Source organism: Bacillus sp. TH30, from assembly GCF_016650875.1.
Lineage (GTDB): Bacteria > Bacillota > Bacilli > Bacillales > Bacillaceae_G > Bacillus_A > Bacillus_A mycoides.
Map to the genome: position 1 here is coordinate 176524 of NZ_JAEKEY010000002.1, position 13742 is coordinate 190265.

The 13742-nt window shown below is 32.5% G+C and carries 14 protein-coding genes; 4 read left to right on the forward strand and 10 right to left on the reverse strand.

Going from position 1 to position 13742, the window contains the following annotated elements; all coding sequences use genetic code 11:
- Window positions 1-48 precede the first annotated feature (48 nt).
- Both JFU20_RS03185 and JFU20_RS03190 read left to right on the forward strand, forming a co-directional pair.
- Complete coding sequence (locus JFU20_RS03185) at window positions 49-681, forward strand: cupin domain-containing protein (protein ID WP_002012911.1); 633 nt, start codon at window positions 49-51, stop codon at window positions 679-681.
- Between the two features lie 802 nt (window positions 682-1483).
- Window positions 1484-1912 (forward strand): GNAT family N-acetyltransferase, encoded by a 429-nt coding sequence (locus JFU20_RS03190; protein WP_201038330.1) that lies wholly within the window; start codon window positions 1484-1486, stop codon window positions 1910-1912.
- Between the two features lie 114 nt (window positions 1913-2026).
- Here JFU20_RS03190 and JFU20_RS03195 read toward each other — a convergent pair whose 3' ends face one another.
- Window positions 2027-2272: a hypothetical protein gene (locus tag JFU20_RS03195; RefSeq protein ID WP_078213541.1), complete on the reverse strand. Its 246-nt coding sequence runs from the start codon at window positions 2270-2272 to the stop codon at window positions 2027-2029.
- Between the two features lie 264 nt (window positions 2273-2536).
- Between JFU20_RS03195 and JFU20_RS03200 the strand changes: the two genes are divergently transcribed.
- Together JFU20_RS03200 and JFU20_RS03205 are read left to right on the forward strand one after the other, a co-directional pair.
- On the forward strand, window positions 2537-3373 hold the full coding sequence (locus JFU20_RS03200) for a hypothetical protein (RefSeq protein WP_201038331.1): 837 nt from the start codon (window positions 2537-2539) through the stop codon (window positions 3371-3373).
- Between the two features lie 81 nt (window positions 3374-3454).
- The gene (locus JFU20_RS03205; RefSeq protein ID WP_201038332.1) at window positions 3455-4387 is read left to right on the forward strand and encodes a hypothetical protein; all 933 of its coding nucleotides are present in this window, start codon (window positions 3455-3457) and stop codon (window positions 4385-4387) included.
- A gap of 228 nt (window positions 4388-4615) precedes the next feature.
- On the opposite strand, the gene JFU20_RS03210 is transcribed toward JFU20_RS03205, so the two are convergent.
- From JFU20_RS03210 to JFU20_RS03250, 9 genes are all read right to left on the reverse strand, one after another.
- Window positions 4616-5008, reverse strand: a complete 393-nt coding sequence (locus JFU20_RS03210; protein WP_201038333.1) for a DUF3942 family protein — start codon at window positions 5006-5008, stop codon at window positions 4616-4618.
- Window positions 5009-5321: 313 nt separating this feature from the next.
- A complete protein-coding gene (locus tag JFU20_RS03215; protein WP_201038334.1) occupies window positions 5322-5819 on the reverse strand; it encodes a hypothetical protein in 498 nt (165 codons plus the stop codon).
- Window positions 5820-5910: 91 nt separating this feature from the next.
- Window positions 5911-7971: a BppU family phage baseplate upper protein gene (locus JFU20_RS03220; protein WP_201038335.1), complete on the reverse strand. Its 2061-nt coding sequence runs from the start codon at window positions 7969-7971 to the stop codon at window positions 5911-5913.
- 221 nt (window positions 7972-8192) lie between these two features.
- On the reverse strand, window positions 8193-8681 hold the full coding sequence (locus JFU20_RS03225; RefSeq protein WP_201038336.1) for a hypothetical protein: 489 nt from the start codon (window positions 8679-8681) through the stop codon (window positions 8193-8195).
- The gene (locus JFU20_RS03230) at window positions 8681-9163 is read right to left on the reverse strand and encodes a DNA repair protein Rad50 (protein WP_201038337.1); all 483 of its coding nucleotides are present in this window, start codon (window positions 9161-9163) and stop codon (window positions 8681-8683) included. Before JFU20_RS03230 ends, JFU20_RS03225 begins: the two co-directional genes overlap by 1 nt.
- A gap of 29 nt (window positions 9164-9192) precedes the next feature.
- Entirely contained in the window at window positions 9193-9642 is a 450-nt protein-coding gene (locus JFU20_RS03235) for a terminase gpP N-terminus-related DNA-binding protein (RefSeq protein ID WP_201038338.1), read from the reverse strand.
- 415 nt (window positions 9643-10057) lie between these two features.
- Window positions 10058-10423 carry a sigma-70 family RNA polymerase sigma factor gene (locus JFU20_RS03240; protein WP_201038339.1) on the reverse strand — a complete coding sequence of 122 codons (366 nt, stop codon included), beginning with the start codon at window positions 10421-10423 and terminating at the stop codon, window positions 10058-10060.
- Between the two features lie 35 nt (window positions 10424-10458).
- Window positions 10459-10686 (reverse strand): hypothetical protein, encoded by a 228-nt coding sequence (locus tag JFU20_RS03245; RefSeq protein WP_048375994.1) that lies wholly within the window; start codon window positions 10684-10686, stop codon window positions 10459-10461.
- A 383-nt stretch (window positions 10687-11069) separates the two neighbouring features.
- On the reverse strand, window positions 11070-13508 hold the full coding sequence (locus JFU20_RS03250) for a DUF927 domain-containing protein (RefSeq protein ID WP_201038340.1): 2439 nt from the start codon (window positions 13506-13508) through the stop codon (window positions 11070-11072).
- Window positions 13509-13742 lie beyond the last annotated feature (234 nt).

Here is a 13742-nt window from a genome sequence, read left to right on the forward strand (position 1 = left end):
ACCCTAATTTCAGATTGCATTAAAACATAGGAAAGGCGGGTAATACAATTGACTTCTAATATCGACTACACTTCCCCCTCAACTAATTTCACTCATGATTTAAGTAAAAGTAATTTTTTTAAGAAAGATGCCCAAAATTATATAAATGTACTTGGCATAAAACAATTAAACACTTTAGAAAGTACTTCTTTATTAGATATTTATTTAAGTACAGGCAACGTTGTAGAACCACATATTCATCAAAATGCAGCTGAACTTGTTTACTGTATTTCAGGATCTGCTGTCGTTTCTTTACTTAATCCATTTACGAATCAAATATTAAACTTACCGATAAAACCAGGGCAAGTTGCCAACATTCCACAAGCGTGGTGGCATTATGAAATTGCTTCAGCAGATAATACTCATTTATTAGCTATATTCGACGCCCCAACCCCAGAAGTTATTTTTGGTTCTGATATTTTAAGATTAACTCCCGCTAATATGATGGCTCATACTTATTGCCTCAATGAACAACAATGGAAACAAGCAGTATCCCCAATTCAATCCACTACGGTAATTGGTCCTCCCGGAAACTGTAATCAAAACCGCGACATGATAAATCAGTCAACTCAGCCCCCTACTCAACAACAAAATCTATATTACCAAGATTCTTATTACTTCCCTCTATACTGGGGGTATTAATTAGTATCATTTTAATAGAACCACCATTTATCTCCTCGGAAAATATCGAGGAGATTTTTTATCGTAACAATTAATAGAGTACATACATATAATATTTATATATTTAATTGGAGGTGATAGTACTATGAGTAATTATAACTATCGAAAAAACTACTCTAATAATAAAAATAGTAGCTCTTCAGCATCCTCTCAATCTTCGAACTCTCAATCTTCCGATTCCCAGTCACAAAGAGATTTAGCAGAGCAAGGCTATGTAAAGAAAAAAGGATGTAACTGTAATAAAAATAAATAGTTTATTACTAATTTGAGCAATGACATTTCACCGCTCATGATTAACAATTTAACCCACTAGTATATAGTTTATTTAATGGATGAATTCTGTTTTTAATAGAATCGGAACTCTGCAAAGAGTAGTATTAAATGCCTTAGAACCCTTGTTAATTCAGGGTTTTGGGCTTTTTTATTTATCATTTACATTGCAAGATAGAGCATAAATAAGAATACTACTGGGGCTAAGTGGGGCTAGTTTGGGACCCAAAATATAAAAGGCTGGCGTGTGTATAGAAATGGATAAGTGTAAAAAAACAATAAAAAACTCTGTAGATCTATAGTACATTTATCTTATTTGTAGTTAATATTTATTAGCTCTTCTTTCCTTCAAAATTTTTCATTGTTCCTTTATCTACCTAAGGGGAAAACTTTTTTTAATAATCCTGAGCAAATGCTAATTTCTCCACGCAATCCTTGCGTTTTTCAGATATAATGATATTTATTCTTATAAAAGTAAAAGGAGTTACTTGTTTTGAAAGAAAAATTCAACAAGATCCCTCTTCATGTACAAGACTTTCAAAAATTAAAAATGTTATTAGACGAATTAGTACAAGATGAAATAATGTTCATAAAAGGGGTTTCTAAGTATGCTTTAAATATTTCTTCTAAAGAACATAAGGTCACCATTAACCTTAGAAGTGAGTTTTCCACCAATTCATACTTGGCGATCACCGCTATAAGTATTACCCCAAGCAATCAAGGTAAGGGGAGTATTGTTATTGAATGGTTTAAGACATTCGCTAAAGAAAAAGGCTTCGAACGATTAGTATTACAGCAAGTCGTAACTAAAGAAGGCTACCACTTTGCATTAAAAAATGGATTTTCAAAACATGTTAGTCTATACGAAGAAATGTTTGGAAAACCAAACCGTATCGAAGGAGATTATGAACTACATTTATAAAGAGTAAAATAAAAGTGAACGAATATTTTTCATACTCGTTCACTTTTTTTATTTGGTGAATTATCCAAAACAGTTCATTCTTTTCTTTCCATAAGAACAAGCCCACCTTTTCATTCATGATTTTTTACCTCTTTTCTTTTTATTCCCTTTGTAAGTGAGTATCGTACACAACTTACCATCTTCCAGAACAACCTTTCTGTCATAATCCGCTAGGATTTCATCACGATTTATTTTTTCTACTTTCTCACCAACTCCCCAATATCCAGCACGAAGTAGAAACTCAGAATACCCTTCTGGAATTGGTAACTCGTACCCATCTAAAGTTATTTTAGTTACTTCGATACCTTCTCTGATTATCATTGAATCACCCTTTCAGTTGGAATATGAACAAGTTCCATTTTGACTATACCAATACCTTTTTAAATTAAATAAAAAAAAGAACCTACTCATAGCTAAGTAAATTCTCCATCCATTTCTTAAAATAACATCCTAACTTAAGATATTATCTTCAATTATTAAATATTTTACGGCATAATATGTAAAATATTGTATTTTATATAAGGCATCTTGTTCTTTAAATATGGTAAAATATTCTTAAAACAAATATTAAGGAGGTATTATCCATTGACCAATACTTTAATTGATACATTAAAAAACTTTATTGATTTAATAAATCCAGAAGGTGCAAAATCAAAAGAAATTAAAGAAAATATCACTCGTTCTCACATCGATGCTGCTAATATTTATTGTCGAAACATAAATGAGTTATCAGCACAATTCAATATAGACCAAGCGTATAAAGTTGAAATTCACGCTTCTAATATCGATAAAAAAGAAGAAAATTATCATCTCCGCTTACAAAAATATACTAATTTAGATCATCTAAGAAAAGGTTTTCTGGATGGAATGGGTGAATTACACTTGTTAGATTTAGAGGAAAAAATAAAAATACTACCTTCAACCTACATTTTTGATGAGCACAACATTAAATACAAAGCCATTGACACCAGAAGATTAGTTCCTGATTTTCTTTACACTTTAGATGATGAGGAATACTGCATTACATTAAAGCCAATCCACACTGAAACTTCAAAAAAAGAACTACAATATGAATTACAAAACTTATATAAAACGCTCTACTTATCATTAAATAAAGAAATTGATATCGATTCAAATTTCCAAACGTCAACATGCTATGAATCAAAGCATTTTTTACGTTATTTTAGATTAAATCAAAACAGTTTATTTTTAGTAGTAGAAGATTTAAAAGGTAACGTGCATCATCATACATTTAAAAACATCAAGGAAATCAAACATGGATTATCTGGTGGCGGTACACAATTAAAATTCTGGCTTTATATGTATGGAGACACTTATCGTTTCTATCTTCCTTATGATGAAAAAACTTTTAAAACAACTCAAGTTCCATTGGATCAAGAAATATTTAAACTGACAATTTGATCATCCAAACGCCTAACGTAGATAATGTTTTTGATCAAAATATATGATGATGGTAAATCTTCTTTATTAGGAGGAGAGAAAATGGCAGTAAAAATGAAAAAAGCATACTCAACAATCAAACACGAAAATGTAACAGCCAGATATGTAGAAGATCATCAAGAATTAAAAGTTGGATTAGAATGTCATATTTGCAGGATAGGGGTGGCTCATAAAAATAGTTATAAAAGAGTTGAAAGTCCGGTTCCAACTCACTTCACAAGAAAACCAAGGGTAGAACATAAAGAGGCGTGTAAATATAATACGGTAGGACAAGTTACTGAAATAGCTAAGGACTCCGATGATAAAATTTTAGAAAGTATAAGGAAAAATAAATTCACTTTCCGATTAACAATGATTCACGAACCATTAAGAGATTTAGGTAAGCAAAATAATAGTTCTGCCAATAACGATGGAACTGCAGCTCCAAAAAAAGATAGGAAGTATGTTTCCAAAGGAAAATTAAGTTCCTATTTAGCAACAATGAAAAAGATTCTTGAACTACGCAAAGTCGTAGAAGATGACGATTCGAATGAATTAGAATCTATTATAGAAATTCAAATGTGTGGAAAGAAAATCAAATGGTCAAATTTTTATTATGATCAAGAAAAATATCTAGATGCTTATAACCATTTGAAATCTCTCGGACCAAAAAGACACCCTATTTGTATCGAAGGGATTGTAAACAATGTCAGCCCGTTTGAGCAAGGAGATCGTTACGCTGTAAATCTGCGGTTTGGCAAAAAAGATAAAAACATTGAACAAATTCCTGCAGCTGCTATCTTTATTAGTGAAAACGATATCCCTTCTGACACATTTGAACCTGGTCAACATATTGTGGTATGTGCATTATGTACAACGAGTGTCGGTGAGCAAAAAGTTAAAAATGGAAAAGCTATAAATAAATACTTCAACATTCGTGCATCATTGTATCATAAAAACCAGCTGGTTATATTCAATGACGAAGAAGAACTCTGAAAAAACAGAAAATCCACCAACATGTAAGTACCATATTTTTCTGATACTCTTTCCCAATAAAAAAGTTTACTGAATCGCATACTCAGTAAGCTTTTTTGAATTTGGATAAGTTCGCTTTGATTTACATCAATACCTTTAAAAACAAAAATCATTTTTATTTAATCTATACCACCTATGTAATTTGTACATAATAAAAAGCACTCCATCAGGAATGCTTCAAGTTACTTATTAACCTATAATTCCCTCAAAAGCTTCATTTAAATATTCTACTAATATATCTTTAGTGAATATTTCTTCACGTTTTGAACTAAACAAGCTTTCTTCTCTTAAAATGATTTTATCAATTTTATTAATGTTGTTATCAACTCTAATATAAACTTCAATATGATTTTTAATCGAATCAACTCTAATCACAAATTCCTTGTCATGTATTCTTAAAGTTGAAATGTTTTCACCTACAGATATATCATAATCATAACCTTCTACTTGCTTTAAACCATCTTTAATTTTTTGCATAGATGGAAGTATGACCTTTTTATATCCTTCGAGTAATAATTTTTCCTCTAAATCCGTGACTACATATGACTTGGCCTTCTCAATAAATTGATCTAATTTATCCACTCTTTTCACAATCCTTCCTATAATTAGTATTGGAATTATAATCCAAGATAATTATAGCACGAATAGAACGTATATTCCTATAATAAACTATTAAAAAGAGCAACCATGCATCAGTTGCCCTTGTTACAACTTGTTGAACTGCTGAACATATGATATCTTAAATGCATTTTCAAGTTATGCCTTTAACTGTAACTTTGAATTATAGAGTTTTATATGCCAAAAACTACTACTACTTTCCATATGTAGAGAAAATAAAAAGAGAGACATTCGTCCCTCTCAGTTTAAAATTTATACTTTGAAAAAAGAGTTACTATTAGGCATTTTCAGGATAAAGATCAGGATACCCCTTCTTCCAATCACTCCTATATAAATCATTGATCGTCAGTTCTGTTGAGTAATACCGATTATATAATTCGACAACTTTATACTTTACTATTTCTTCATCTTCAATATTCCAGAAATGATGACATAGCTCTTCTAAAAACACAGTCCTAAGCTTTATGTCTGTACATTTTAATTCTCTCCATACTGAGACGCCATAAATAATGAAATTTATTCTAGTCCCTACTTCATCACCATCCGGAAGGATTGTGAACTTTCCATCTCTAGTAAATAGAGCAAAAACCATTGGTAATTTACTATAATCAGCTCCTTCTGCTGTTAATTGCAAATCAACACTTCTCAGTGCTTCATGAAATAAGAATGCTTCTTTTTCTGTTAATTTATAAGTTGCCCTAACTGCTATTTTATTTTTTAAATTATCTGGTATAGCTGGCAACGGACTTGGGATAGCACCTTCTAATTTCCCCATATATACACTTCCTTTTTTAGTTAATTATTACCATTATCTATTCTATTAAATATTCATATTTTTCTCCATCATTATTTCGGTGATTTATCTACTAATATAGAGGGTTCCATTTTGTTCCATCAAATCCAAGATGTTTTTTTTGGACCGCATCATATCGAATAGCACCTTCACGTTCAACTCCTGCCCATCGGCCAGCATCCTCAAATATAACTGCTGACACTTCCATTCCTCCTGGTTTTACTGGGTTACCTACTAATTTAGGCCTAAAGAAATCAGCTTCTCCAACTCCAACCATACTTGCTTTTCCAGGTTCATATAATTTAAATTCATTTGAATTATAATAGGCTGATTTGCCAATGAATTTTAATCCATTGTTTGTTCGAATCGCTTCAACAGCTAAATTAATTAGTACATTTGCAGAAAAATCATTAACGAGTTTAACTTCATCAGCGGTACTGAATTTCAAACAAGCTTTCCACAAGGATCCATTTGATTGTGGCGCAGAAATTTGGAGCCCGTAATTTCGTAAGAATGCTTCGTAAACCATATTTACTGCTTTTACGTTTGATTGAATATATAAATCGTGTCTATCTAGCCCTTTTAGATGCTCCACATGTTCACCGAAAGTAAGTCCAGTTCCGCGCTCCCATTTCTTATTAACTCCTGAATAATAGATATAATAAATTCCATCTATTTTTGTGATACTAGATCGATATATGCCACGGTTGTCCCACGTAAATTCTTGATTTGATGGACTCAAAATTTCTTTAGCAGTAGAGTAATTCACATTGTCATTTGATTTCGAATGGAACAAACTCATAGTATTTCTATCTTGTCCATCTTTAAAAGCAACAACAGCCATTTCATACCCTTGATCTGTATGAATAACATCTAAATGCCATGGATTCATTGGACTTTCAAATGGTATGTTGATTTCTCTAAATGTTCCCCAATTTGTTCCTAAAGCACTTTCTGCGTAAATCACTTTATATCCGTTACCTACAGCCCACATTTTGTACTTATTATCTTCAAAAATAATAGCTGGACTTAAATAGTCTTGTCTATTCCTGTCATCTTGCAACGCTATTTCTTTTTGCGACCAGTTTACGCCATTAGTAGAGGTTTTTCTATAAATAGTAACGGTTCCAAGTGAATCGTCTACATATCTCCAATACACTTCTATTCTATTTAAGTTAGGGTTGTAGACGATATGAGTATCACTCTGATACTGTTTATCTGGCGTTCCTGGTTGTTGTGGTTCTAATGGATTTTTATACCCTGCCGGCTCCACCCAAGTAATCATATCATTTGATGCGAGCACATGAGGATTCTCTTTCGCTTGGTTTCCTCCAGGATATGGCGTAAATGCCATCCAATAATAATAACCATTCCACCTTGAACCGAAATTAATGACTTTCGGATGGTAAGCATCAATGTCATCGTAAGCACTTAATAAAGTTAATCGGAACTGTGCGTTTGTAGCACTTATTTTATTTAGTTCACGGTCTTTATAATCTAAACGATCTTTCAATGTATCGAATTTTCTTCTGTCTTCATCTACCCTTGCTTGAGCTGCTTCAACAGAAGAATCACCTTTAATTACGACTTCATTAAATTGCTTTTGTATACTAATAGATAATTCATTAGCTTGATTTGCGAAATCTTTCGCTGCTGATGCTTCTGCAGCAGCTTTGCTATTTATTTCTTCTAATGCCATTTCATTTAATTCTTGAATTAATTTTTCTAAATCAGAAAAATAAGATTCAGATGGAATGCGATTTGTCGTCGCGTCCGGTAATGTGATTAATACAAAATCTTGTGTTGTTGCTCTTATTGTTGTATCTTTTTCAATCGACATAAACGCTTGTTTTGCCTTACCGATTGCTCCAAACGTTTCAGTGGGGAATGTATATTCAAAGTGTCCTTTTGCGGCATCAATCATTTTTACGCCACTATCATCACGAACAACTGTATTATCTGGCTTTACACATTCAAAAAATACTTTTGATCCTGTTAAATTATATGGACTTCCACCGTCTATTACATAAACATCTACAACATTACTTATTTTATCACCAACGCGACCAGTGACAATGGAATTGAGTTGAGCGTGTTGTGTTTTATTAACGTCTAGAATTAATTTAGTTTTCATCTTCTGTTACCTCTCTTATTATTTCTCCTGCAATTGCTTCCTTAGTAACTTTCTTCCTAACGCGCTTATCTCTCTTTATTTCATGTTATTCGTCGTTTAGGTATAAATACATTAGACAGTTACACAAAATAGCATATATAACAAACTGGAAAGCCGTTTTTCATATTTTCGTTATTTCCGGATTTAAACGGAAAAGAACTCCGGATAACAAGGTTCATGTGTTATCCTTCAATAACTAACGTTTCGTTTACTTCTTTTCCCTCAACTTCAATAGCTGGATTTTTACGCGATTTTTGGTTGCTGCTCTTTTTCGGAGCATCCAGTACATCAACTCTCTTTTCAATTTCCACTGAATAGTCGACTCCAAGTACCGGCGTTTTTAAATTACCCCATTTTGTACTTGTTTCCCATTTTCTATAAATCTTGTTTTCTACATAACGTAACACTTCATTCACTCGCTGATCTTCTGATTCGTTCGGATCATCATAGTAAAAAGTATATTTGTCATTAGGTTTGAAGTTGCTTTTGTTACGTGATAAAGCATTCTTTAACCAGTTTTCAACTTGTCCGTCCTTTTCTCCCTTTAATAAGTCCATACGACCGAATAATACTTTCCCTGCATCTGTTAGCGGCGTTAGTTCAATATCATAAGTATGATAAGCATGTTTTCTTTCTTGTGCCGATAGAATCTTTTCATATAGTGTAATCATTATCGTAATACCTCCGATTTTGTAGATGTAACCATTTCATATAGTTCGCGGTAGTAACTTCCGTAAAGCACGTTACAATGCATTAACTTTCCGTGAGCTTCATGCATTTCATTTAGTTCTAAATTAATAGCGGCAACTTCATCAGCAATAGACGTTTCTAAGTCATCTTTTCGTTTGCATAACTCGATATACTGCTTGTCCATTGCTGCGATATCTTTCTTGATAACTTTCGCGGCCTGGTCTTTGTCTTCTTTGCTAAAAATAACAGTTGGAGTGTAACCGAATTTCCTTTCGGCTTCATACTCTTTTTCTAGTCCTTCAACGATCTTTGTAATATGGTTATATTCATCGCGTGATGCAACGTTTCTTTGGCATTCGCGAGCTAATTTAAGTTTTTCCAGGGTTGGAAGGCTTCTTTCTTCTGTTTTGATTCGTTGATAAAATAATTCTTTCAATTTTAAACTATTTTCTAAATGTGCCATGTTTTCATGACCTCCTGTTATATTATTTTTTATATATAAAGTTCTTCATCTTCCTCGGTCTCTTCAATGTCTATACCTAAAAACTCCAGTAACTTTGACATTGACGTAATAACTTTTATTAATTCCGTAATAGAATCATTCTTTTTAACTGATCCCGTTACACTCATTACAGATACGCCGCGTTCTTCAATATCAGCAATCAATTTGTTTTTGATATCGAAAAATTTCATGTACGTATTCACCATGTCTACGAATTGCATTTCATTTTCTAGACCTTTATCTTTCAATTTAGACATCAGTAGATCATAAAGCTTTTGACGTTCTACATTTGCCGATAGTTCTACCCACTTGTAACGGTGACGCCAATTGTTTAGCGTACTCTCTTTGACTTCTAATTCTGCTGCGATTTCTTTAAATGAGTATTTTCCGCTTTTATACATTTCATAAGCTGTTTGTTTTTTGTCTTCATTTGAAATCATACTTTCATCCCCATTTCATCACTTGTTTTATTATTTCTTTAAAATGAAAATTACTATTTGACGTTTATATTCGAGTTTCGACAATCTAAATCAAACGACACAAACGTTGATTTCATGCGGTTTATAGGTTCATAAGCAACAATTTAATTTACCGATCAAAAACATAAATATTTTCCTCAAAAAATAGGAAAGCATCTTTTTTTGGCATTTTTTCTGTTTCACGCGCGAAAAGCAAAAAATAAAAAGACAAATCTCCCCCCGCGTTGCCTGGTCCCCCAGCAAAATTGTTTCTATATTTAGATGGGGGGTGTTATATAAAAATTTATTTTTAATTTTTGTTTACAAATGAACAATTCAATTCTTGTTTAATTAATTAAATAGCTTTTAAAATATTTTATTTTCCTTCCACAGTTCTCTATCCTCTTACCTTTAATCTCTCAGCAAACTTGATTCTTCTCATAATCTCAGCATGTTTCACTTTAATGTAATGCGTACTGTAATTTAATTTGGCTCCTATGCCTTCTAACGTCATTCCATCAATATATTTCAGCTTAAGTATCTGTTGTTCTAAGTTTTTGAAATTACTCACTAAGTCAACGAGCTGTTGCAATTGTTCTTTCTTAAATGTGAGCTTCTTCTTAAGTTGATCCAGTATCTTTTCTGTTTCTTCATTGCCTGTATTAATTGATAATATATCTTTCCCCCATTTGCTCTGACGTTTTAATTCAGCATGTATTCTATTAAACTTGTATTCCAAATAAGCGATTTCTTCTTCTAACATTTGATAATCTTTAAGGCAAACTAATTACGTATCACCTACTTAGGCTCACTCTTTGTAACAACCTCTTTACCCGATAGTTTCATCTTCTTAAGGACATAGCCTGTACGAATATAAGGACTATCTTCCTCAAAACAATGTGCATCCCTGTGTCCTTCACCTGTTCCGTGATGATGAAACTTTCTACAGTATTGACACCATGTACTAAGATTTCCTTTTTCATCACGTTCAATTGCTAATACGATTGGAGCTTTTTTAGTTGCCATTGACTTACCTCCATTTTTTTGGTAATACGTGCTTATTACTCTTTGTTAAAACCTTGAAATGCTTACGGCTCTAAGCTTTATTACCTTTTCTATAAAAAGCTCAGTAGTAAGAGTAATAATAAATTTTTAGACGTATTACCTTATTTACCCTTACTCCCACAAGGGATTTGACTTATCAGTAATAAAAGTAATACATTTTTAAAATCAAAATACTTACATATATAAAACTGAGTTTTTTTATTGCTGAAATACATGTGTATATCAAAATCCTTATTACTTTTATTACTCTTATTACTTTTATTGATTTTCCCCTTGATTTATAAGGGTATTGGACAGTAATAAGAAATTTAAAATCTAGTAATTCCCTATTACTCTTATTACCACTAATCCGAAAAATCTCTATTAGTTTCATGAAAGTCAAACCCTAATTCTTCTACAAGTTCCATATTTAATGGAATACTATTAAACTTCTTACCTTTATGACTAACAAGTTTGTAATCAACTATTTTACTTCCTTTTTCAAATGGAATTGTCATTCCCCTTTTTAACCATTCACGTCTTACTTGCTTTTCTTCAACACCTAAGAAATCAGTAGTATAAGCTGGTGTCAAAAACAACTGTTTTTGTTTATCCTTATAAATCGCTTTAATAATTTTTGGCATATAATCATAAAATATTTCCTGTCTACTACTATCCAAATCCGTAAGTATCTCTTCTAAGAACTGCATAGGCTTGTCTATTGCCTTATTTTCTTCTGCTATATCGTCAAATAATGACGATATAGATTTCAGATCAATATCAAATTCCAATTTGTTCTTTAATATACTTCCTGTAAAATGGACTGCAGCATAATATCCAGCTAATCGGCTTAATACTTCATTACCTTTGGCTTTATCTACATAGTGTTTTCTAAACTTGTGATACTCTGGAGTAAGCTCCTTCTTATGTTTCAACCAAACTTTTAAGAACTCTATTCCTATCGCTCCGTAGTTGCTTTCCATTGCTTCATGAAGTTCCATGATATTGCTATGATCTTTCTTTAACGGCTGGTCAATTAATGGAATAATCCTTGCAGCCGCTCCACCTTGATTTTTTGCATATTCGTTGAGAGATACTTCACCTGTACTTAATAAAATATTGTGCCAAGTAAACTCCCGCTGACTACCTTTTAAACTTCCCCTTCCTTTTGAACGTCCTCCACTGAAAGAATAAATAACATCTTTTAAAATACGTTCATCGGCTTTTCGTGTATCATCCAGTAATAAAGGAAAACTGTTTAAATATGCTGATTTTCTCTCGATAGATACTTTTGTGGCATTCCATTCACTCATTAAGCTCTCATTGCCCCAAACACTTGCAGCTACTTTTAATGTAGTAGTCTTCCCTTGCGAGGTCGTTCCGCTTAAATCAACAATGAAAGGTTGCAAGCGTAAATCTTTAATAATGACACTCGCAAAACTAGAAAGTACAAAAAATACTGCCTTAGGTTGCTGCTTAATTCGTTCAAACACTTCTTTTTTCCAAGTATCACCTGTTCCTTTTACTTCAAAGGCTTCAAGGAGTTGTTTCTCACCATGATCTATCGCCATAATCTCAACATCTTTAGTAACTAAAGGATGGATAAAAGTATCCTTTATATGTCCTAAACGTTCTACCGCATAATTTTGTTCTATATTATTAATCAATAGATATTGGTCAAAATAAGTAATGATTTTTTTAACGTTATTATCATTAACAGAAAAACCTTTATCACTTAGTTCTAATAATTCTTTTCTAATAGCAATAGTAGAAGCTGGTACAACTTCTCTTATCGTTCTATTGTTTTCCTTCCACTCAATTTCATAGAGTACTTGTGGACGCTCTATGTTATGGAATTCCTTTGTAATATATGGTGTTTTGCGAGATACGAGTTTTGTTATCTCATTTCCATCCTTATCCTCTCTCGTCTCAAAAAGTGTACCTTTATTTCCTACTTTAAAAGGCTTAGGAATGATTTTATTTTCGTCTTTACCTTCGGCATGCGTTTCAAAATTACTATCAGATATATGCTGTCTTTTTGACAGGTCTGGTTTCCATTGAATAGCTGACTGCGTAAGGGTCTTTAATTCGTTATAAGGAAAATCAGTTTTATCTAAAAGAAAATACTCATATATAAGCTCCATTGCCTGCATTATTTCCTCGTTAGGAACATTCCACGCTTTTAAATGTGTAGCAAACTTATACAGTGTGTCATTTCTGCTCCCTGAGTTTTCTATAGGTACTGGAAACATGTAATCTTTAGATTTATCTGTATTTCTAACAGGTATTAAATAGTGTGGTAATTCGTCCAGCTGATCTATGCTATTAGTTGCTATGTAGCGTCCTTCTGTGTTGTTTGTAGGAAAAACAATATATCCTGCTCCAGCTGTACGGGTATCAATAACCACACCTATTTGAGAGAAAAATTTCGTAATCTGTTTAATGTCTTGTGTCCTTTTCTCTTTAGCAGCAAAAACAAATTGCCATCCGTTTGGTGTTTTTATCGAATGGTGATGCCTGTTCTCTCCTTCAAGCAAATCTTTCACAAGCTCTCCTTGAACCTGGTCATCCACATCTATGATAATCCGCTCCTGGGGAATAACTGCTCCAATCCATCCGCCTTGGTTTATCCATTTATTTATTTCTAAATTATCTAATCCCTGGCTATCTTTCCACTTACATACTGGCGTTTTCGCTTTTTGATACCCTTGATTTCCATTTGCATATCCAGTAAGCTTAATAATTTTTGCTCCAGGTAACATTTCATCAATTCTTGTTATATAGTGCGGCATGGTAACTTTCAAAAATGAGCACCTCCTTTTCTCTTAATAATGTTTTTAAAAGGGACTATCATACTTGCTTTAACATTCGGTTAATTTCTTCTAAAACTTTGATTGCTTGTGGATCACCGTTCTCCGCTTTTTCTAAAATCATATGTAACTTGTCTTCACGTATTTCAGCAGTTGTCATTAACCTATTCACCTCAATTGTTTCCAAATCGACGTTGCTATAAAATATCAAGCAATTTGAATTAATAA

Bases quoted from the DNA above. Each gene is read 5' to 3' on its own strand.
- JFU20_RS03225 (WP_201038336.1), bottom strand. From the start codon at position 8,681: ATGATTACACTATATGAAAAGATTCTATCGGCACAAGAAAGAAAACAT.
- JFU20_RS03245 (WP_048375994.1), bottom strand. From the start codon at position 10,686: ATGGCAACTAAAAAAGCTCCAATCGTATTAGCAATTGAACGTGATGAA.
- JFU20_RS03220 (WP_201038335.1), bottom strand. From the start codon at position 7,971: ATGAAAACTAAATTAATTCTAGACGTTAATAAAACACAACACGCTCAA.
- JFU20_RS03215 (WP_201038334.1), bottom strand. From the start codon at position 5,819: ATGGGGAAATTAGAAGGTGCTATCCCAAGTCCGTTGCCAGCTATACCA.
- JFU20_RS03195 (WP_078213541.1), bottom strand. From the start codon at position 2,272: ATGATAATCAGAGAAGGTATCGAAGTAACTAAAATAACTTTAGATGGG.
- JFU20_RS03235 (WP_201038338.1), bottom strand. From the start codon at position 9,642: ATGATTTCAAATGAAGACAAAAAACAAACAGCTTATGAAATGTATAAA.
- JFU20_RS03240 (WP_201038339.1), bottom strand. From the start codon at position 10,423: ATGTTAGAAGAAGAAATCGCTTATTTGGAATACAAGTTTAATAGAATA.
- JFU20_RS03230 (WP_201038337.1), bottom strand. From the start codon at position 9,163: ATGGCACATTTAGAAAATAGTTTAAAATTGAAAGAATTATTTTATCAA.
- JFU20_RS03205 (WP_201038332.1), top strand. From the start codon at position 3,455: ATGGCAGTAAAAATGAAAAAAGCATACTCAACAATCAAACACGAAAAT.